General features: G+C 70.4%; 20 protein-coding genes. 10 read left to right on the plus strand and 10 right to left on the minus strand.

What is annotated here, in order from left to right; translation table 11 throughout:
• Positions 1 to 53: 53 nt before the first annotated feature.
• From ABIC70_RS08145 to ABIC70_RS08155, 3 genes are all read left to right on the plus strand, one after another.
• Positions 54 to 1277 carry a glycosyltransferase family 4 protein gene (locus ABIC70_RS08145; protein ID WP_043760601.1) on the plus strand — a complete coding sequence of 408 codons (1224 nt, stop codon included), beginning with the start codon at positions 54 to 56 and terminating at the stop codon, positions 1275 to 1277.
• Positions 1274 to 2785 (plus strand): lipopolysaccharide biosynthesis protein, encoded by a 1512-nt coding sequence (locus tag ABIC70_RS08150; protein WP_354439416.1) that lies wholly within the window; start codon positions 1274 to 1276, stop codon positions 2783 to 2785. Before ABIC70_RS08145 ends, ABIC70_RS08150 begins: the two co-directional genes overlap by 4 nt.
• Before the next feature lie 119 nt (positions 2786 to 2904).
• Entirely contained in the window at positions 2905 to 4143 is a 1239-nt protein-coding gene (locus tag ABIC70_RS08155; RefSeq protein WP_354439417.1) for an O-antigen ligase family protein, read from the plus strand.
• Positions 4144 to 4188: 45 nt separating this feature from the next.
• On the opposite strand, the gene ABIC70_RS08160 is transcribed toward ABIC70_RS08155, so the two are convergent.
• From ABIC70_RS08160 to mdcA, 8 genes are all read right to left on the minus strand, one after another.
• A complete protein-coding gene (locus ABIC70_RS08160) occupies positions 4189 to 5670 on the minus strand; it encodes an aldehyde dehydrogenase (protein ID WP_354439418.1) in 1482 nt (493 codons plus the stop codon).
• 69 nt (positions 5671 to 5739) lie between these two features.
• Positions 5740 to 6723 carry a GDP-mannose 4,6-dehydratase gene (gene gmd / locus ABIC70_RS08165; RefSeq protein WP_043350641.1) on the minus strand — a complete coding sequence of 328 codons (984 nt, stop codon included), beginning with the start codon at positions 6721 to 6723 and terminating at the stop codon, positions 5740 to 5742.
• Between the two features lie 176 nt (positions 6724 to 6899).
• Entirely contained in the window at positions 6900 to 7826 is a 927-nt protein-coding gene (locus ABIC70_RS08170; protein WP_354439420.1) for an acyltransferase domain-containing protein, read from the minus strand.
• The gene (gene mdcG, locus ABIC70_RS08175) at positions 7823 to 8482 is read right to left on the minus strand and encodes a malonate decarboxylase holo-[acyl-carrier-protein] synthase (RefSeq protein WP_354439421.1); all 660 of its coding nucleotides are present in this window, start codon (positions 8480 to 8482) and stop codon (positions 7823 to 7825) included. Before mdcG ends, ABIC70_RS08170 begins: the two co-directional genes overlap by 4 nt.
• Positions 8475 to 9191, minus strand: coding sequence for a biotin-independent malonate decarboxylase subunit gamma (gene mdcE, locus ABIC70_RS08180; protein WP_274926045.1), 717 nt, complete (start codon positions 9189 to 9191; stop codon positions 8475 to 8477). Before mdcE ends, mdcG begins: the two co-directional genes overlap by 8 nt.
• The gene (locus ABIC70_RS08185; protein WP_354439422.1) at positions 9178 to 10107 is read right to left on the minus strand and encodes a biotin-independent malonate decarboxylase subunit beta; all 930 of its coding nucleotides are present in this window, start codon (positions 10105 to 10107) and stop codon (positions 9178 to 9180) included. Before ABIC70_RS08185 ends, mdcE begins: the two co-directional genes overlap by 14 nt.
• A 2-nt stretch (positions 10108 to 10109) precedes the next feature.
• Positions 10110 to 10418 carry a malonate decarboxylase acyl carrier protein gene (gene mdcC / locus ABIC70_RS08190; protein WP_043380229.1) on the minus strand — a complete coding sequence of 103 codons (309 nt, stop codon included), beginning with the start codon at positions 10416 to 10418 and terminating at the stop codon, positions 10110 to 10112.
• Between the two features lie 39 nt (positions 10419 to 10457).
• Positions 10458 to 12104 (minus strand): malonate decarboxylase subunit alpha, encoded by a 1647-nt coding sequence (mdcA, locus tag ABIC70_RS08195; RefSeq protein ID WP_043755058.1) that lies wholly within the window; start codon positions 12102 to 12104, stop codon positions 10458 to 10460.
• Between the two features lie 228 nt (positions 12105 to 12332).
• Between mdcA and madL the strand changes: the two genes are divergently transcribed.
• The 3 genes from madL (at position 12333) to ABIC70_RS08210 (ending at position 14365) form a co-directional block, all read left to right on the plus strand.
• Complete coding sequence (madL, locus tag ABIC70_RS08200) at positions 12333 to 12791, plus strand: malonate transporter subunit MadL (RefSeq protein ID WP_053609397.1); 459 nt, start codon at positions 12333 to 12335, stop codon at positions 12789 to 12791.
• Between the two features lie 17 nt (positions 12792 to 12808).
• On the plus strand, positions 12809 to 13573 hold the full coding sequence (gene madM, locus ABIC70_RS08205; RefSeq protein WP_043760600.1) for a malonate transporter subunit MadM: 765 nt from the start codon (positions 12809 to 12811) through the stop codon (positions 13571 to 13573).
• 123 nt (positions 13574 to 13696) lie between these two features.
• Complete coding sequence (locus ABIC70_RS08210; protein ID WP_043380236.1) at positions 13697 to 14365, plus strand: GntR family transcriptional regulator; 669 nt, start codon at positions 13697 to 13699, stop codon at positions 14363 to 14365.
• Between the two features lie 322 nt (positions 14366 to 14687).
• Here the strand turns inward: ABIC70_RS08210 and ABIC70_RS08215 are convergent, their stop codons facing one another.
• Both ABIC70_RS08215 and ABIC70_RS08220 read right to left on the minus strand, forming a co-directional pair.
• Complete coding sequence (locus tag ABIC70_RS08215) at positions 14688 to 15059, minus strand: cell division protein ZapA (RefSeq protein ID WP_043345206.1); 372 nt, start codon at positions 15057 to 15059, stop codon at positions 14688 to 14690.
• 41 nt (positions 15060 to 15100) lie between these two features.
• Complete coding sequence (locus ABIC70_RS08220) at positions 15101 to 15385, minus strand: DUF4164 family protein (protein ID WP_354439423.1); 285 nt, start codon at positions 15383 to 15385, stop codon at positions 15101 to 15103.
• Positions 15386 to 15835: 450 nt separating this feature from the next.
• Here ABIC70_RS08220 and gap point away from each other — a divergent pair, with 450 nt between their 5' ends.
• From gap to ABIC70_RS08240, 4 genes are all read left to right on the plus strand, one after another.
• Complete coding sequence (gene gap / locus ABIC70_RS08225; protein WP_043345211.1) at positions 15836 to 16840, plus strand: type I glyceraldehyde-3-phosphate dehydrogenase; 1005 nt, start codon at positions 15836 to 15838, stop codon at positions 16838 to 16840.
• Positions 16841 to 16929: 89 nt separating this feature from the next.
• Positions 16930 to 17418, plus strand: a complete 489-nt coding sequence (locus ABIC70_RS08230) for a hypothetical protein (RefSeq protein WP_043380244.1) — start codon at positions 16930 to 16932, stop codon at positions 17416 to 17418.
• Positions 17419 to 17453: 35 nt separating this feature from the next.
• Positions 17454 to 18656, plus strand: a complete 1203-nt coding sequence (locus ABIC70_RS08235; RefSeq protein ID WP_345822024.1) for a phosphoglycerate kinase — start codon at positions 17454 to 17456, stop codon at positions 18654 to 18656.
• A 79-nt stretch (positions 18657 to 18735) separates the two neighbouring features.
• Positions 18736 to 19056 (plus strand): hypothetical protein, encoded by a 321-nt coding sequence (locus tag ABIC70_RS08240; RefSeq protein WP_354439424.1) that lies wholly within the window; start codon positions 18736 to 18738, stop codon positions 19054 to 19056.
• Positions 19057 to 19118 lie beyond the last annotated feature (62 nt).

Raw genomic sequence — 19118 nt, forward strand, 5'->3', positions numbered from 1 at the left:
AGGGCCAGGACCGGCCGAGCGATCAGGCCGCCGCACGCGCGGTGACCGGCCCCTTGCGGATCCTGCACCTCAGTGCCCTCTACCCGCCCTACATCGTGGGCGGCGCCGAGCGCTCGGTGGAGCACCTCGCCGAGGAACTGGTCGCCGCCGGCCACACGGTGGCGGCGGCCTGCATTGCCCGGGACCCGGAGCCCAAGAGCGTGCGCGGCGGCGTCACCGTCTACCGCATGGCGCACCACAACGATTTCTGGCTGGAGGACTGGCCCAAGGCGACCCGGTTCGGCCGCGCCTGGGCCAAGCTCAAGCAGCAATGGAATTTCGCCGTCGCGGCCGAGTTCGGCCGCGTCCTCGACGATTTCCGGCCCGACATCGTCAACACGCACTCGCTGCTCGACGTCTCGACCCTGGTCTGGCGCGAGGCGGCCAAGCGCGGGATCCCGATCGTCCACACGGTCTGCGAGTACGACCTGATCTGCGGCAACGCCGCCATGTTCCGGGACGGCAAGCCGTGCGACCGCTGGCATCTGGGATGCAAGGTCGTGAACGCCGCCAAGCAGATCACCAACCGGTCTGTGGACGCGGTCGTCTCCGTCGGCACCGAGATCCTCAAGACCCATGTCGATCACGGCCTGTTCGCGCATCTCGCGCCCGAGCGGCGCCGGGTGATCTTCTATTCCTGCACGGTCCCGGAGGGGGATCCCGCGGCGCGGCGGCAGATCGACCGGACGGACCGGCCGATGACCTTCGGCTATCTCGGTCGGATCAACACCGAGAAGGGGGTCGGCACGATGATCGACGCCTTCCGCCGGATCGGCCCCGGCGACTGGCGCTGCCTCGTCGCCGGCCAGGCGATGGACGACTCCATCGCGCGTTTCACCGCGCAGGCCGAGGGCCTCCCCATCGAGTTCGTCGGATGGGCCAAGCCCGCCGACTTCCTCAGCGCCATCGACGTGCTCATCGTGCCCTCGTTCTGGGCCGAGCCTTCGCCGCGGACGATCTACGAGGCCTACACGATGGGCGTTCCGGTGATCGGCGCGGCCTCGGGCGGGATCCCCGAGCTGGTTGGTGAGGACAACGCCGAATGGCTGTTCACGCCGGGCGACGATGCCGATCTCGCGGCGCGGCTACGAAGCGTGATCGCCCGGGGGCGCAAAGACCTCCCGGACGAGCGCGCCTTCCAGCACGTGATCCGCGAGTCGACGTCCGAGCGCGTCGCCGAGAAGTATCTCGACCTCTATGCCGAACTCGTCGCCGAGCGCCGGGCAACCCGCCCGTGAGCGCTGCCGCGCCGGTGCTTTCGGAAGCCGCCGCTGCCGAAGAGGAGCCTGGGCTCGCCTCCGGCGCGGAGGTGACGCGCCGCTCGTTCGACGCCGCGCGCTGGGTGGCGGTCGCGTCCGTCGGCAACGTCGTCCTGAGCTTCGGGGTGTTCCTCGTGCTCGCCCGGCTGATCGGACCCGCTGAGTTCGGGATGGTGGCGATCGCCGCCGTCTTCATCGACATCCTGCAGATCGTCGCCCGCTGCGGCCTGCCCGACGCGGTCGTCCAGCGGGCAGACCTCGACGAGGACTTCGCCGCCACCGCCTTCTGGGTCATGCTCGCCACCGGCGCGCTCTGTGCCGTGGGGCTGGTCGCATTGTCCGGGCCGATCGCCTGGATCTTCGACCTTCCGGCGCTGCAACCGGTCCTGTGCGCGCTGTCCGCCTGTTTCGTCATCACGGCCGCGGGCGCGATCCACGAGGCGCGGCTCCAGCGAAGCTTCGGCTTCCGCAAGCTCGCCCTGCGGGCACTGGGCGCCAACATCCTCGGCGGCGCCGTCGCCCTCGTGCTGGCCCTCGACGGCTACGGTGTCTGGAGCCTCGTGGTTCAGCGCCTCGTCGCCGCGACGGCGACCACGCTCCTCACCTGGGTCGCGGCCCGCTGGATTCCGCCGCTGCGGCTGCACCTTGCCTCCGTGCGCGAGCAGATCGCGTTCGGCTCGCGGCTGTTCTGCACCTACCTGCTGCTCGTCGCCTCGATCCGGAGCCAGGAGGTGATCGCCGCCTATTTCCTGTCCGCGGCCGATGTCGGCTACCTGCGCCTCGCGTGGCGCTGCATCGACCTCGTGAGCCAAGTGGCGGTCATCCCGCTGACCACGGTCGGATTGACCACCTACGCGCGCCTGCAGGATCGGCCGGGCGAGCTGGCGACGGCCTTCTATGGCTTCACCGAGGCCTCGTCCTTCCTGGCGGTGCCCGCCTTCTTCGGCATGGCGGCCGTGGCCCCGACCCTCATTCCCTTCCTGTTCGGCGATCAGTGGCACGACGCGGCGCCGGTGCTCCGGATGCTGGCGTTCCTGGCCCCCGAATTCGTCGCCACCTCGATGCTGTGGATGATCTTCACGGCGCTTGGGCGGAACGGCATGGCCCTGCGGCTCGCGGGCGCTCAGTTCGGCCTCGGCGCCGTCGCGGCCGTCGTGACCGCACCCTTCGGCCTCGCGGCCCTCGTCGCCGGGCACGTGGTGCGGGCCTACCTGTTCTCGCCCGCGATCGTCGCCAGTGCCGGGCGCATCGTCCCGGTGACGAATGGGCGCCTCGTCCGGATCCTGACGCCGATCACGCTCTGTGCCGGGGCGATGGCCGGGCTCGTGCTGCTCGTCCAGAACCCGCTCGACGCCGCTCTCGGGGATCGGGTCGGCCTCTTCGCGGCAATCGGCATCGGGATCGTGGCCTATCTGGGTCTCGCCTGGCTCCTCATGCGGGACACGCTTCGTACGGCGCTCGGCTTCTTCCTGCGTCGCGCCGCCTGATCTGCACCCTCCGCCAACCTTTCTGGGCGACATTGTCCGCCGAAGGTCGCGGCCGGCGGAAACGGTTCATCGGCGGCGGGTGCGCGTTCAGACGGTGCGGGACCATGACGGGACAGGCGGTGCCCATCGGAACAGGTGCGCCGGCCGCGTCCCTGCTGGCGGATCGCGTCGCGGTGTTCCTGCTCGGCGCGGCCCTGAACTTCAACGTGCTGACCTCGACTTTCGGGCTGCCGTTTCAGCGCCTGTCCGACCTTCTCCCGTTTTTGCTCATCCCCTGGCTCGGGCTGCGCCGCGCCGTCATCGCGGAAGCTTTGCGTCAGGCCGCGCCGCTCGCCGGCATCCTGGTGCTCATCGCGGCCTCGCTGGTGCTGAAGGCGCACAAGCAGGCCGGCGACGTCTACCTGACCCTCGTCCTCCTGCTCTACGTGGTCCAGGCGTTCATCCTGCTGGTCATGTTCCGCGACCGGCGCGTCGAGGAGGCGTTCTGCATCGGCCTGCTCGCCGGCCTGCTCGCCTCCCTCGCCGTGCTGCTGCTCGCCGCTTCGGGCCTGCAGCTCGAACGGTTCGGGCTCGCGGTCCCCACGGACGGGCTCGACGAGGAATTGAAGCTGTTCGTGCAGGACAAGCAGGGTGGCCTCTGGGCCTCGGGAAACGAGACCGGCCATGTCTTCGCCCTGGGCGGGGCGGCGGCCCTGGTGCTCAGCCTGCGCTATCGCCTGAAGGCGATCTATCTCGCCTATTTCGCGGCCCTGCTGGCGAGCTTCCCCTTCACCAACAACCGCGCCGGCCTGTTCATGCCGCTGCTGTTCCTCGGCCTGCTGATGCGGCGGAACCTCAAGGCGCCCGCCGTGCTGGCCGTGTTCGGTGTGCTCGGTCTTCTGCTCGTGGCCTGGGCGGTGACGGGCGAGATCCCTCTGCCGGGAACCCTGTCCCAGGCGATCGAGCGGCGCTTTGCCGAGGATCGCAACGTCACGGGCAATTTTGACGAGCGGTTCCTGTCGGGCGTGACCGCGCTCCAGCTCGTCGTTGAATACCCGTTCGGCGTCGGCGAGGTCGCCAGGCGGGAGGAACTTCAGGCCCTGACCGGCCTCGTGACGCCGCATAACGGCTTCGTCTCGCTGGCGCTTCAGAGCGGCATCGCGGTGGCGCTGCTGCTCCTCTCCGGTCTGGGCCGGATCCTGCTGGCGCCCGCCGCCTTCGGGCCGTTCCTGACCTACAGCGCCCTGTTCCTCATCCCGTCGCTGATGTTCGAGGAGCTGTCGGTCAACCAGTATTTCCTCTTCTTCATGGGCTTCATCCTGGCATCCCTCGCCCTGCCGCCCGACCGCGCGGCATCCGCGACCGGACAGCGACCCTGAAGGCCGGCCGCGCCGCCGCGATCTGCGACGGCGCGGCCGCTGCCATCACCGCATGACGAAGGGGTTCTCCGGCGCGTCGCGGCTGGTCGAGATCCAGACGCTCTTGGTCTCCAGGAACTCGCGGATCGACTCGATGCCGCTCTCGCGGCCGATGCCGGAGCGCTTCATGCCGCCGAACGGCATCATGTAGCTCACCGCCCGGTAGGTGTTCACCCAGACGGTGCCGGCCCGCAGCCCCTTCGACATCCGCATCGCGCGGCCGATATCCTGCGTCCAAACGCCGGCGGCGAGCCCGTAGATCACGTCGTTGCCGAGCCGGAGCGCCTCGGCCTCGTCCTCGAAGCCGATGATCGACAGGACCGGGCCGAACACCTCCTCCTGGGCGATGCGCATGTCGTTGGTGACGCCGGTGAAAATCGTCGGCTCGACGAACTGGCCGCCGAGCACGCCGGGACCGGAGGCGGGATTGCCGCCGAAGACGCAGCGGGCCCCTTCGCGCTTGGCCAGCGCGATGTAGTCGAGCACCTTCGTGTATTGCGGCGGCGTGGTGATCGGCCCGATATTGGTGTCCGCCTGCATCGGGTTGCCGAGCTTGGCGGTTCGGGCGAGTTCGATCAGTCGGTCGGTGAATTCCTGGCGGATGCTGTTCTGAACCAGCAGGCGCGAGCCGGCGATGCAGGTCTGCCCGGTGGCCGCGAAGATGCCCGAGATCGCGCCCGCGGCGGCGGCCTTCAGGTCGGCATCGGCGAAGACGATGTTGGGCGACTTGCCGCCGAGTTCCAGGGAGACGCGCTTGATCTGGCGCGCGGCCGCTTCGTAGACCTTCGCGCCGGTCACGTCAGAGCCCGTGAAGGTGATCTTGGCAACGTCCGGATGCTCGACGATCGCGCTGCCGGTCTCGCCGCCGAAGCCGGTGATGACGTTGAACATCCCGTCGGGCAGCCCCGCCTCCTTGGTGAGCCGGGCGAATTCCAGCGTGCTGGCTGAGGCGAACTCGGAGGGCTTCACCACGACCGCGCAGCCGGCCGCGAGCGCGGGCGCACATTTCCAGGCCACGAACAGGAGCGGCGAGTTCCACGCCGTCAGCGCCCCGACCACGCCCACCGGCTCGTGCCGGGTGAACGCGAAGGTCTCGGGCTTGTCGATCGGCACCTGGGCGCCCTCGACCTTGTCGGCCAGCCCCGCATAGTACCACCACCATTCCGGCTGGTAGCGGGTCTGGCCGTACATCTCGGCGAACAGCTTGCCGTTGTCGCGGACCTCGACCTCGGCGAGAGCCTTCGCTTCGCGCTCCACGAGGTCGCCGATCCGGCGCAGCACCTTGCCGCGCGCGGTGGCCGTCATGGTGGCCCAGGGGCCCTCCCACATGGCGCGCTTGGCGGCGGCCACTGCCCGGTCGACATCGGCCCGCCCGGCACGTGGGATCCGGGCCCAGGGCTCACCGCGATAGGGATCGATGGACTCGAACCACGAGCCCTCGACCGGATCGACGAATTGCCCGTCGATGTAGAGCTGGTAGGTCTTCACGGCGCGCTCCTCCGACTGCGGATGCGCGCCATATGGATCCGGGGCCCGCCTCCGGCGAGCCCGGCCGTCTCAGGCGTTGGCGCTGAGGCGCTTGATGTCGGCGTCGACCATCTCGGTGATCAGGGCCTCCAGGCTGGTCTCGGCCTCCCAGCCGAAGGTCGCCTTCGCCTTGGCGGGGTTGCCGAGCAACACCTCCACCTCCGCGGGCCGGAACAGCGCCGGGTCGATGACGAGGTGGTCGTCCATGGTCAGGCCGACATGCTTGAACGCGATCGCGCACATGTCCCGCACCGTCGTGGTCCGGCCGGTGGCGATCACGTAATCGTCCGGGCGGTCCTGCTGCAGCATCAGCCACATCGCCTGCACGTAGTCGCGGGCGTGGCCCCAGTCGCGCTTGGCGTCGATGTTGCCGAGCCGCAGCTCCTTCTGCGTGCCAAGCTTGATCCGCGCCACCGCGTCCGTGACCTTGCGGGTCACGAACTCGACCCCGCGCAGCGGGCTCTCGTGGTTGAACAGGATCCCGTTCGACGCGTGCAGCCCGAAGCTCTCCCGGTAGTTGATGGTCATCCAGTGGGCGTAGAGCTTGGCCACGCCGTAGGGCGAGCGCGGGTAGAACGGCGTCGACTCGCTCTGCTTGGCTTCCTGGATCAGCCCGAACATCTCCGAGGTCGAGGCCTGGTAGTAGCGCGCCTGGGGGGCGACCGAGCGCAGGCATTCCAGCATGTGCGCGGCGCCGAGGCCGGTCACCTGCCCGGTGAGAAGCGGCTGCTGCCACGACGAGGTCACGAAGGACTGGGCGGCGAGGTTGTAGATCTCGTCGGGCTTGGCGGCCTGGACGATGCGCATCAGCGCCGAGAGGTCGAGCAGGTTGCCGTCGACCAGCTCGACATCGTCGAGGATGCCGAGCCACTTCAACCGGTGGTCGAACACGCCGGCATGGCTGGAGCGCCGCACGATGCCGGTGACGGCGTAGCCCTTCTGCAGCAGCAGCTGTGCCAGATACGCGCCGTCCTGGCCCGTCACACCCGTGATCAGCGCTCGCTTGGCCGTCATGAACCCGTCCCGTCCCGAAGATGCCCGGCTGCTACGACCGCAACGGGCCGCGCGTCAAGGCGAGGTGTCGACATCAGTATTGTGCCAGGCGAGCGGGGCCGGACTGGCCCATCACCAGACTAGCGTCGCAGAGGCACGGCCAACCGCAATGGATGTGCGGCATATGTGCGGCGTGACTAAGGTCGCGCGAGCCAGTCCGTCACACCGCTGAGCGAGCGGAATTCCTCGACGGCGTGGACGCGTGCCGCCGGGAGGGCGGCCCGGGCCATCGTGGCGAGGGCATGCCCCGGTCCGAGTTCGAGCACGCGGTCCGCGCCGTACTCGCGGCACGCCTCAAGGCAGGCGGCCCAGTCGATCGTGCGCGAGATCTGAAGCGCCAGCTTCTCGCGACCGTCCGCGTCGCGAAACACCGTGCTCCCGTCCAGCCCGCTGACCAGGCGCGGCGCGCGGGCCGGCGGGCGGCGCGGCGACACCGCGGCGAGCGCGTCCCGAAAGCCCACCGTTGCGGCATCCAGCAGGGGCGTATGCGACGGCGTGTGGACGGGTAGGACCACGGCCCGCTGCGCGCCCGAGCCGGTCGCATCCCGGCACAGCGCCGCCAGCGCCGCGCGCGGACCGCCGACGACGCCGCTGTCGGCCGCGTTGCGGATGGCGATGTGGCAACCGTGGCGTGCCGCAAGATCCGCGAGCGCGTCGAGGCTCAGACCGCGGATCCCCGCCAACCCGAACCCCGCGCCGGAAGCGGCATCCATGGCCTCCGCGCGTCGCGCAGCGAGAGCGAGCACGTCCGCGTGGTCGAGGCGTCCGGCGACGCCCCAGGCCGCGAGATCGCCGATGCTGTAGCCGGCCACGATCGAGCGGTCCGAAGCCGCCCCGGCCAGCGCCCGCCACGCCGTCAGGGCGGCGACGCAGCACAGGATCTGACCGGTTCGGTTCGCCTGCAGGTTGTCGCCGCCCGCGCGGGCCAGGTCGCGCGGATCGGTGCCGCCGAGAAGCGGTCTGGCGGAAGCGAACACGTCCTGCGCGGCCGGATGATCGGCCGTGAGGTCGAACATGGCCGGGTGCTGGCCGCCCTGGCCGGAGAGGAGGATCGCGAGGGTCATGCCGGGCTCTGGCCGCGCAGGCCCGCGACCGCCTGCAGGGCCAGACGGTCCAGGCTCTTGGCGAGCACCGAACCGTCCTCCGGCGCGTCGCGCAGTTCGCGCCAGTGCAGACCGGCGCCGTCCGGCAGGAGGATCTCCCCATCGATGCCCATCGGTGCCGTCCCAGCCACGGCGGCGATGCCGTCGAGAAGACCGACCGGCACCGGAACTCGGCACGGCCAGAGCAGGTCGAGGTCGGAGGCGGCGCTCAGGTAGGTGAGGCCCGTGACAGCCTGCCAGAGGAGGCTGCCGAAGGGGCGCGGCACCAGGCCGTGCCGTCGGCCGAGCGCCGTGAGGGCGTCGACGGCCGGACCCCAGGACGCCGGGGCGTCGGCGGCGGCCTCGGCGAGGCTCACCGCCGGTACGGGCGACAGCGCGGATGCCGGCAGGGCGAGCCCGATCCGCCGCTTGCCGTCCGCGGGCGGCAGCGGCAGGCCGAGCGGCACCGGGTCGCCGGTCTCCCCGGGAACACGGCGGCGGACGATCAAGGGCCGGCCCGCCGCGGCCCAGCCCTCCAGATGGGGGACGGCGCCGAGATCGGGCCGGTCCGCGCGCCACGCGTCCCAGGCTGCCGGATCGACGCGGACGAGGTCGTGGCGTCGGAAGGGCTCAGCCAAGGCGCGCCTGATCGGCGACGGCCGCCGCGACGGTGTGGGCGACCGGGCGGCCGCCCCGCTCGGCGCCCAGCCGGTCGCGGACGTCCTCCGCCTCCATCGTGTCGATCACCGCGCGGATCTGGCCGCCAAGGGGCCGGTCCGGGTCCAGAACGACGTGGACGGCACCGGCCGCCACCATGTTGTCGAGGCCGGGGGCGAAGACGGGGGTCGACTTGGCCATCTCCTCAAGGGTGTCGAGGGGCAGCTTGGTCACCCGGGCGACGGACGGCAGATCCATGACGCTGGGATTGGCCCCGGGCAGTGCCGCCAGGACCCGCGTCGCGAGGGCCGTGGCGATGAAGGCGCCGGCGGCCGAGTGGCCGTAGATCAGCCCGATCGTCGGATGGCCCGACCGATCCGCCAGGAGCAGCGCCTTGGCGAGATGGGCGAGGCATTCGTTGAGACCCAAAAGCTCGTCACGGCGGCTCATGCGCTGGCTGTCGGAATCCACCGCCACCAGGATCGGCGCGCGGTCGCCGGTGCGCACGGCATTGAGCACGGCGCGCGACAGGACGAGCGCCCCGTCGACGCCGAGGGGCGTGTCGCCGTCGATGCCCACCACGTGCATCGGGCCGTCCCCGAACGGACCGGTGCCGGTCACGAGGCCCTCGCGCACCGCGACCGCGTGGCCCTGCGGGAAGAGGGAGGCGAGGATCTCAGCGAGCGTCATGGTCTGCCTCCGGGCTCCGCGCCACGGTCTCCGCGAAGGCGTCCGTATCCATCGCCGGCACGGATTCGGGATCGTTCACGCCCAGGCGGGCCCAGACATCCGTGGCGTCGCGGCAATCGCCGAACCGGTCGATCCGGGTTTCCAGGCGGGCCTGCTCGGCCTCGAGGGTGTCCAGGTCGAAGGCTGGCGCGCGGCCGACGAGATCGCGGGCGGCCTTGCGGAAGGCCGAGACGGTGTCGGCGCAGAAGGCGTCGGCACCCCCGATCAGGCGGCGGTGCTTGCCGCCCATGGTGCGCCAGACCAGCGCCCGGTCGCGGGAATCGAATTCCTCCGCGCCCTTGTTGGTCTCGATGACCTCGGGGCCGGACACCGAGATGCGGCCGCCCTCCGAGACCGCGAGCCGCGAGCAGGTGCCGGCGATCAGGCCGCCGCCGCCGTAGCAGCCGGCCCGGCCGCCGATCAGCCCGATCACCGGGATGCCTGCGACGCGCACATCGACGATGGCCCGCATGGCCTCGGCGATGGCCGTCTCGCCGGCATTGGCCTCCTGCAGGCGGACGCCGCCGGTGTCGAACAGAATCAGCACCGCCTTCGGCTTCAGCGCCAGGGCTGCCCGGAGCAGGCCGACCAGCTTGCCCCCATGCACCTCGCCGAAGGCCCCGCCCATGAAGCGGCCCTCCTGGGCGGCGATCAGGACCGGTTCGCCGTCGAGGCGCGCGCGGCCGACCACGATGCCGTCGTCGAAAGCGCGCGGCAGGTCGAACAGCGGCAGGTGCGGGCTCATGCGCCGCTCCGTCGGCGGCAGGAACTCGTGGAAGCTTCCCGGATCGGTGAGCGCCAGCACCCGCTGGCGGGCGGTGGCCTCGTACCAGCTCAGGGCGTCCGGATCGATGCTCGCGGCGCGGTCGCCAGCCATGGTCAGGCCTCCATCAGCCGCGCGCCCTGGAGCAGGCGCAGCGACACGGTGTCGGGGCGGGCACCGCCGTCGTTGATGCTGATGCGCAGGCCCCCGGGCTGCGCCCGGGCGACGAAATCGGCCACCACCGCCTCCCAGACGTCGCCGTAGCCGGCGATCGGGGTCTCGACGGCCACCTCGCAGGCATCCGGCGGCAGGACGCGCTCCAGCAGGATCTCCAGGTTGCCGGACGCCACGACGCCGGTGATCGCGCTCGGCACCGAGCCGGGCAGCGGCTTCTTCGTGGTGTGGCGGAAGGTCAGAGATTCCATGGCCGGCTCCTTGCCAGAGGACCCTTCATCGCGCGCCGCTCACCAGTTCCGGAACCGGGCCGGCGGCTCGTAGAGCCCGCCGGACCAATGCACGAGATCCTTGATCGACTTCGCGGCGAGCAGCGCCCGGTCGGCGTCCAGGGGCTCGATGCCGAGATCCTCGGGGCGACGGATGACACCCCGGGCGCGCAGCGCCTCCACCTTCGTCCGGTCCCGGCCGCGACCGACCTCGGTGTAGCCGGCGACGCCCCGGATCGCCTGCTCGCGCTCGTCCGCGTCCCGGCAGAGCAGGAGGTTCGCGATACCCTCCTCGGTGACGATGTGGGTCACGTCGTCGGCGTAGATCATGACCGGCGCCAGTTCGAGGCCGATTTTCTTCGCCAGTTCGAGGGCGTCGAGCTTCTCCACGAAGGTCGGGACCAGCTTGTCGCCGAAGGTCTCCACCAGCTGCACCACGAGCTTGCGCCCGCGCATCAGCGCCGGGTCGCCGACGATCTGGCCCTCACGGCCGGCCTTCATCCAAGCATCGGAGGGATGGCGCCGGCCATGCGGGTCCGAGCCCATGTTGGGGGCCCCCCCGAAACCCGCCACCCGGGACTGCGTGACGGTCGAGGAATGGCCCATCAGGTCGATCTGGAGCGTCGCCCCGATGAACATGTCGCAGGCGTAGAGACCGGCGGTCTGACAGAAAGCCCGGTTCGAGCGCAGACTTCCGTCCGCGCCGGTGAAGAAGATGTCGGGCCGCTCACGGATGTAGCGGTCCATCCCGACCTCGGAGCCGAAGCAGTGGACCTGCTTGACCCAGCCGGATTCGATCGCCGGGATGAGGGTCGGGTGCGGGTTGAGCGCCCAGTGGGTGGCGATCTTGCCTTTCAGGCCGAGCTTTTCGCCGTAGGTCGGCAGCAGCAGCTCGATCGCCGCGGTCCCGAAACCGATTCCGTGGTTCAGCCGGCGGATGCCGTACTCGGCATAGATCCCCTTGATCGCCATCATGGCGATCAGGATCTGGGTCTCGGTCATCGCCGCCGGATCGCGGGTGAAGAGCGGCTCGACGTAGAACGGCGTGTCGGCCTCGACCACGAAGTCCACCCGGTCGCCCGGGATGTCGACCCGCGGCACCGTGTCGACGATCTCGTTGACCTGCGCGACCACGACGCCGTTCTTGAAGGCGGTCGCCTCCACGACGGTCGGCGTGTCCTCGGTGTTCGGCCCCGTATACAGGTTGCCGTTCCGGTCGGCCGAAACGCCGGCGATCAGCGCCACGTTGGGCGTCAGATCGACGAAGTAGCGGGCGAACAGCTCCAGGTAGGTGTGGACCGCGCCGAGCTCGATCTGGCCGCCGTAGAGCATCTTGGCGATGCGGGCGCCCTGCGGACCGGAATACGAGTAGTCGAGCCGCTTCGCGATCCCGGTCTCGAACACGTCGAGGTGCTCGGGCAGCACGATCCCCGACTGGACCATGTGCAGGTCGTGGATCTTGTCGGGATCGCAGGCGCTCAGGCCGCGGGCGAGGCAGTCGGCCTGCTTCTGATTATCGCCCTCGAGACAGACACGGTCGCCGGGCCGCAGGATCGACTCCAGCAGGTCGACTACGGCCCCGGCCGGCACGACCTTGCCGTCCGCGTGGGCGCGCCCCGCCGCGATGCGCGCGTCCCGCGCCCGCCTCTCACCGCGCCACTCGCCCATCCGCGTGCTCCAACCGGTGTACCAAATGATATCTAGCGATTGTTTCGGTATTTTCAAACCCGACGCAATCACAGTTTCGTATACGGGATTGCGTGTGTGTGAACATATTGCATACTTCGCGCAACGGCCCCCCGAGGCCGATCCGGGAAGGGAACGCGCCATGTTGTACGCGTCCACACGGCCGTCGGATGCGGCCGGAAGCGCCGCTCCAGTGAACGGGCAACGCCGATGATCGTCCTCGGTGTCGCCCTGCTCGCCGCCGCCACGCTGATCGGCGTGTATCTCGGCGACCTTCTTGGCCTCGCTCTCGGCGTCAAGGCGAATGTCGGCGGCGTCGGCATCGCCATGATCCTGCTCATCGCCGCGCGCCTGTGGCTGTCGCACCGGGGTCGCCTGACCAAAGGGGTCCAGTTCGGCGTCGAATTCTGGGCGGGGATGTACATCCCGATCGTGGTCGCCATGGCGGCCCAGCAGAACGTCGTGGCGGCCGTAAGCGGCGGTCCGATCGTGCTGATCGCGGCGACAGGCTCCCTGGTCCTGTGCTTCGGCGCCGTCGCCCTGCTCAGCCGGATCGGACGGCGCGATCCCGGCAGCGGCGCCGTGGAGCATGGCGGCTCTGTGATCGGCGGCGACGCCGAGCCCGAAGCGGTGGCGCCGGCCGTCGCGCCCGGCGCCAGGAAGGGGTGAACGCCATGGGACACGACATCTGGCACGGCATCGAGCACGTCTTCGTCGAGCAGAGCCTCGTGGCCGCCTTCGCGGTGGTCGGCGCGCTGATCCTCGTCTCGAACTACGCCGCCAAGCGCCTCACCAAAGGCCGCGTCCACGGCTCCGCGATCGCGATCGTGCTGGGGCTGGCGCTCGCCTATCTCGGCGGGCTCTACACGGGTGGGAAGAAGGGCCTCGCCGACATCCCGGCGCTTGCCGGGATCGGCCTGATGGGCGGGGCGATGCTGCGGGACTTCGCCATCGTCGCCACCGCCTTCGAGGTGGACGTGATCGAGGCGCGGCGTGCGGGCCTGCTGGGCGTCCTGGCCCTCGCCCTCGGGACGATCCTGCCGTTCATCGTCGGCACCCTGACCGCCGTGGCCTTCGGCTATCACGACGCGGTCTCGATCACGACGATCGGCGCGGGGGCGATCACCTACATCGTCGGGCCCGTCACCGGCGCGGCGATCGGCGCGGATTCCACCGTGATGGCGCTGTCCATCGCGACCGGGGTGACCAAGGCGGTCATGGTCATGGTCGGGACGCCCCTGGTGGCCCGGCTGATCGGCCTCGACAACCCGCGCTCCGCGATGGCGTATGGTGGCCTGATGGGCACGGTCAGCGGGGTCGCGGGCGGCCTCGCGGCGACCGATCCGAAGCTCGTCCCCTACGGCGCGCTGACGGCGACGTTCCACACCGGAATCGGCTGCCTCGTCGGCCCCTCGATCCTGTTCCTGACGGTGCGGGCCCTGGTCGGCTGAAGCGGCTTCGTTCCGGCGCGTCCGGTCGCGACGCGGATTCGCCCGTGCGGATTAGGGTATGGTTCCGTATCGTCTTCCCGAAGACTGGCAGGCGCCGCTCATGGGACGATTGAGGAACGGCGGATGCACGGCGACTTTCAGAAGATCGACAGCGGGCTGCTCTCGGACCGGATCCGCGACGCGCTCACCGACGCCATCGCGTCAGGGACGATCGCGGCTGGCACGGCCCTCGACGAGCAGAACCTGGCCGATCGCTACGGCGCGTCGCGCACGCCCGTCCGGGAGGCGCTGCGCCAGCTCGCGGCCTCAGGGCTCGTGGAAATCCGGCCCCGCCGGGGCGTCGTGGTGGTGCGCCTCACGCCGCAGCGGATCGCCGACATGTTCGAGACGACCGCCGAGATCGAGGCGATGTGCGCCCGGCTCGCCACCTACCGGATGACGCCCCTGGAGCGCGGGGAGCTCATGGAGCTTCACGAGGAATCCGCCAAGGCGGTCGAGGCGGGCGACGTCGACGCCTACGACCGGTTCAACCGCGCCTTCCACGAGGCGCTCTACACGGCGACCCACAACGGCTTCATGGCCGAGCAGGCCCTGGCGATCCGCGAGCGCCTCGCCGCGTTCCGGCGCACGCAGCTCCGCCACGCCGACCGGATCCGCCGCTCGCGGGAGGAGCACGGCGAGATCCTGGCGGCGATCGCCGAAGGGGACGGCGAGACGGCCGCCCGGCGTATGCGCGCCCACATGCTCCGGGCGGCGGCGGCGCTGGGGCGCTACATCGCCGAGACGGAATGAGGTTTTCGACAGCGATGATCGGTCCGGCGCGGCAACCCGGCCCCGGACGGCCTCACGGTTGCGCGAAGACCAGTCCGACCACGAACCGAAAGGGCCTCGAACGGTCGATCAGCACCGGCAGCCGGTGACGGTCGTGTTCAAGGGGACCGGCGTCGTGCCCGCATCCACGTCAGTCCAGAGGGGTGAGGATTCCCGGCAATCCCGCCGCTTTCGGCGCCGCCGGGGTCGGATTGCGGTCCGCGAATGGCTCGCGCGCGGCGGCGGAATGCGAACCGGTTCGACAGTGCAGACGTCCGGCTCCTTGTCGTTCACGTGGTGTCGTTCACGTGCGCGGACTCACCCCGCCGAGCGCGTCGGCGAGCTTTCCGATATGCTCGGCCGCCCGACCGATTCCGACGGCCGCCCGCTCGGCATCCTCCGCTCGCCCGCGCTCGGCAGCCTCGGCAGCGGCGCGCAGCGCCGCGACGTCGGTCTCGAGGGTCGCGTACCGCATGCGCAGCTCCGCGAGCTCGTCGACGATGGTCAACGCCGCCATGACCTGAAGGCGCATGTCCCCGATCTCGCCGAAGCTCTTGCGCATCTCGCCGATGCGCCCGTCGAGGGTGGCGGCGAGGCCGGTGAGATGCGCCTCCTCCCCCTCCCCGCAGGCCATGCGGTAAGAGCGGCCATCAATGGTCACGTTGATCTGCGGCAAAGGCGGCTCCGCTGTGCGCTCGACAGGCGTAGGCGTGGGGATCAGGCGCGCCCGAGCACATCCTGGACGGTCTCGATCGCCCGGTCGAGCCGATGCCCGACCTCCCCCGTGGTCGCCGAGACGGTGGCGAGACGGGCGCTCGCAGCATCGAGAGCCGCGGCAAGGCGGGCCCGATCCTCGTCCATCAGCGCGAGTTCCGCATCCCGGTCGTCGGGCTGCGCGGCCACCTCAACGCGGCGCTGGACGACGGCATCCAGGCGGTTGATGGCCGCCTCGAGGCGGCGGAGGGCGTCGTCGATGGAACGGAGCTCGGTCTCGTCGGCCATGGTTCTGTGTCTACCTCGACAGCAAGCTTTCCGTCGAATGCAGCCGAAATTCCAGGGGGAAATGGCCTTCGATCCCCGATCCGGGTGAACTCCGAATGGATCGTGCCGATCCCTGTTTATTGGACGGTGGATCGAAGGTCTTTGTCACGGCGACGCGTTTGACAGGTCGAGGCTCCATGCTAGACAGCCGCGCGATCCCGAGAGGGACCGCGCGAGACATGCCGGAGGGCCGGTCCGCGACAGTTCCGAGGCCTCAGCCGGCACCGTCCGATCCGACGGTCACGCGCGTGGAAGCCCGGCCTCTCCCGGTCCGGTTCATCGCAGGTTCAAACCCGCCCGCACAGATCCCGCCCGGCCCGGCCCGGACGGTATGGCGGGCCGCCGAGACCGCTCCGCGGACCACCCCCCAGGTCCGGCGCGCGGCGAGCCGCATCAGGAAGGAGTCACGCCGTGACGAAGGTTGCCATCAACGGGTTCGGACGCATCGGCCGCAACGTCCTGCGCGCGATCGCGGAGGCCGGCCGCAGCGACATCGAGGTCGTGGCGATCAACGATCTCGGCCCGGTGGAGACCAACGCCCACCTGCTCCGCTACGACTCCGTGCACGGCCGCTTCCCCGGCGAGGTCGCCGTGGACGGCGAGTTCCTGGTGGTGAACGGCAAGCGCATCAAGGTCACGGCCGTGCGCAACCCGGCCGAGCTGCCGCACCGCGACCTCGGCGTCGACATCGCGCTGGAATGCACCGGCATCTTCACCTCGAAGGACAAGGCGAAGGCCCATCTCGACGCCGGCGCCAAGCGCGTCCTCGTCTCGGCCCCGGCCGACGGCGCCGACCTGACGGTGGTCTACGGCGTCAACCACGACAAGCTCACGGGCGAGCACCACGTCGTGTCGAACGCCTCCTGCACCACCAACTGCCTGGCGCCGGTCGCCCAGGTGCTGGACGCCGCGGTCGGCATCGAGCGCGGCTTCATGACCACGATCCACTCCTACACCAACGACCAGCCCTCGCTGGACCAGATGCACAAGGATCTCTACCGGGCCCGCGCCGCGGCGCTCTCGATGATCCCGACCTCGACCGGCGCCGCGAAGGCCGTCGGCCTCGTGCTGCCGGAGCTGAAGGGCAAGCTCGACGGGACCGCGATCCGCGTGCCGACCCCGAACGTCTCGGCGGTGGACCTCGTCTTCACGGCCAAGCGCGCGACGACGGTCCAGGAGATCAACGACGCCATCAAGGCCGCCGCGGCCGGCCCGCTCAAGGGCGTGCTGGGCGTCACCGACCGGCCGAACGTCTCGATCGACTTCAACCACGACCCCCATTCCTCGACCTTCCACCTCGACCAGACCAAGGTGATGGACGGCGTGCTGGTGCGCATCCTGACCTGGTACGACAACGAGTGGGGCTTCTCGAACCGCATGGCCGACACCGCCGTGGCGATGGCCAAGCTCATCTGAGCCGGACTGCAGCGGTCGCCGCCTCCTGAAAGGTCGGCGGCCGCACCACTCTTCGGACGGCCTTTCTTCGAACCAGGGACTCTCCAGGGATGACCGACGCTTCGCAGGGCACGTCGAGCGGACCGGCTGCCGTGCCGCCCGCCCCCAGGCCGGCTCCGCCGCCGCCCGCCACACCCGCCGCCGCACCGACCGCCGCGGCCCCTGCCGCATCCGCGGTCCCGTCCCACCCGCTTCCGGCCAACCAGCTCTTCGATCAGCTCGCGCGGATCGAGGACAAGTGTTCGCGGATCGAGGACAAGTATGCCCGCTCCGAGGCACTGCTGTCCCGAGTCGAGGACAAGGTCGAGAATGCGGCGAACCGGATGAATGAATCGGCGCGCCAGTCCGACCTGGCGGCCCTTCGGACGGAGATGCGCGGCCTCGCCGAGCGCACCCGGCGCCTGCCCGGGACCGGCGCCCTCGTCCTTACCGCCGTGATCACCGCCATCCTGACCGTGGTCCTGATGGTCGCCGTCCAGCGTCTGAATCTCGACCGCCTGCTGCCGCAGCGGGCCACCATCGGCACGACCGCGCAGTAATCGCCCTCGCCCCGCACAGGACCGCACCAGACCGCATGAGCGCCTTCCGCACCCTCGACGATGCCGGCTCCCTCAAGGGCAAGCGGGTCCTCATGCGCGTCGATCTGAACGTGCCCATGGAGAACGGGCGGGTGACCGACGCGACCCGCATCGCGCGCGTCGCGCCGACGATCCGCGAAGTCGCCGAGCAGGGCGCCAGGGTGATCCTGCTCGCCCATTTCGGCCGGCCGAAAGGCAAGCGCGAGCCGAAGGATTCGCTGGAGCCGGTGGTCCCGGCCCTCGGCGCGGCCCTCGGGCGCACCGTCGCCTTCGCTGCGGATTGCGTGGGCGACGCCGCCGCGCAGGCGGTGGCGGCCCTGAAGGACGGCGACGTCCTCCTCCTGGAGAACACCCGCTATCATCCCGGCGAGGAGAAGAACGACGCGGCTTTCGCGGACGCCCTGGCGGCGAACGGCGACGTCTACGTCAACGAGGCCTTCTCGGCAGCCCACCGCGCCCACGCCTCCACCGAGGGTCTGGCGCACCGGTTGCCGGCCTATGCCGGCCGCGAGATGCAGGCCGAGCTCGACGCGCTGACCAAGGGCCTGGAATCGCCCCAGCGCCCGGTGATCGCGCTGGTCGGCGGCGCCAAGGTCTCGTCCAAGATCGATCTCCTGGAGAACCTCGTCGCCAAGGTCGACATGCTGGTGATCGGCGGCGGCATGGCCAACACGTTCCTGCACGCGCAGGGCAAGGCGGTGGGCAAGTCCCTCTGTGAGAAGGATCTCGCCGAGACCGCCACGCGCATCCTGGCGGCGGCCGAGAAGGCCGGTTGCCGGATCATCCTGCCGGTCGACGCGGTCGCCGCGACCGAGTTCAAGGCGCAGGCTCCCCACGAGACCGTGCCGGTGGATTCCGTGCCGGACGCGAGCATGATCCTCGATGCCGGCCCGCGCTCGGTCGCCGAGATCAATGCCGCCATCGACGGGGCCAAGACCCTGGTGTGGAACGGCCCGCTGGGCGCCTTCGAGCTGGCCCCGTTCGACGCCGCCACCGTGGCCGCCGCCAAGCACGCGGCCGCGCGGACGAAGGATGGCCAGCTCGTCTCGGTTGCGGGCGGCGGCGACACCGTGGCCGCGCTCAACCATGCCGGCGTGGCGCAGGACTTCACCTACGTCTCGACCGCCGGCGGCGCCTTCCTCGAATGGCTTGAGGGCAAGGCCCTCCCGGGCGTCGAGGCGCTTCGGGCGAAGGGCTGAGACGGCCACCTTGCTCTCCTCCCCCATTGGCCCGACCCTATCTATACTGCCGGGCTTGATCAGCCGGGGGGCCGGGGCGATGGGTGACGATGGGGAGAACGCGACCCTCAAGAATCTAAGGGGCATCCAGGCGAGCCTGGCGGATCTGCGGTCCGAGACGGTGACGCGCTTCGACAGGCTCGAGGCGCGGATCGATCGTCTGAACGCGGCCGGGATGCGCGTGACGATGCGGGCCACGGCGGTAAGGTCTGACGCGCGGGTCAGCGAGGTCGAGGACCGCGTCGCGTCCCCGGTGAGCCGGACCGACCGGGGATCATCCGCCGAAAGAATGGCCTGCGCCGCGTCGGAGATTGACCGAAAGCAAGGCACCCGGCAGAGCGAAACGATACAGCCCAGCTGAGGGCCTCACCGCGCCTCCGGCGATCGGTCGGACAACGAAACGGGAAACGGGAAGACACGCAC

It is taken from the genome of Methylobacterium sp. 1973, from assembly GCF_040545035.1.
Taxonomy (GTDB): Bacteria; Pseudomonadota; Alphaproteobacteria; order Rhizobiales; family Beijerinckiaceae; genus Methylobacterium; species Methylobacterium fujisawaense.

Coding starts and splice junctions, on each gene's coding strand:
- gmd (WP_043350641.1), bottom strand. CDS start 6,723: ATGACGGCCAAGCGAGCGCTGATCACGGGTGTGACGGGCCAGGACGGC.
- ABIC70_RS08170 (WP_354439420.1), bottom strand. CDS start 7,826: ATGACCCTCGCGATCCTCCTCTCCGGCCAGGGCGGCCAGCACCCGGCC.
- mdcE (WP_274926045.1), bottom strand. CDS start 9,191: ATGACGCTCGCTGAGATCCTCGCCTCCCTCTTCCCGCAGGGCCACGCG.
- ABIC70_RS08185 (WP_354439422.1), bottom strand. CDS start 10,107: ATGGCTGGCGACCGCGCCGCGAGCATCGATCCGGACGCCCTGAGCTGG.
- mdcC (WP_043380229.1), bottom strand. CDS start 10,418: ATGGAATCTCTGACCTTCCGCCACACCACGAAGAAGCCGCTGCCCGGC.
- mdcA (WP_043755058.1), bottom strand. CDS start 12,104: ATGGGCGAGTGGCGCGGTGAGAGGCGGGCGCGGGACGCGCGCATCGCG.
- madL (WP_053609397.1), top strand. CDS start 12,333: ATGATCGTCCTCGGTGTCGCCCTGCTCGCCGCCGCCACGCTGATCGGC.
- ABIC70_RS08210 (WP_043380236.1), top strand. CDS start 13,697: ATGCACGGCGACTTTCAGAAGATCGACAGCGGGCTGCTCTCGGACCGG.
- ABIC70_RS08220 (WP_354439423.1), bottom strand. CDS start 15,385: ATGGCCGACGAGACCGAGCTCCGTTCCATCGACGACGCCCTCCGCCGC.
- ABIC70_RS08230 (WP_043380244.1), top strand. CDS start 16,930: ATGACCGACGCTTCGCAGGGCACGTCGAGCGGACCGGCTGCCGTGCCG.
- ABIC70_RS08235 (WP_345822024.1), top strand. CDS start 17,454: ATGAGCGCCTTCCGCACCCTCGACGATGCCGGCTCCCTCAAGGGCAAG.
- ABIC70_RS08240 (WP_354439424.1), top strand. CDS start 18,736: ATGGGTGACGATGGGGAGAACGCGACCCTCAAGAATCTAAGGGGCATC.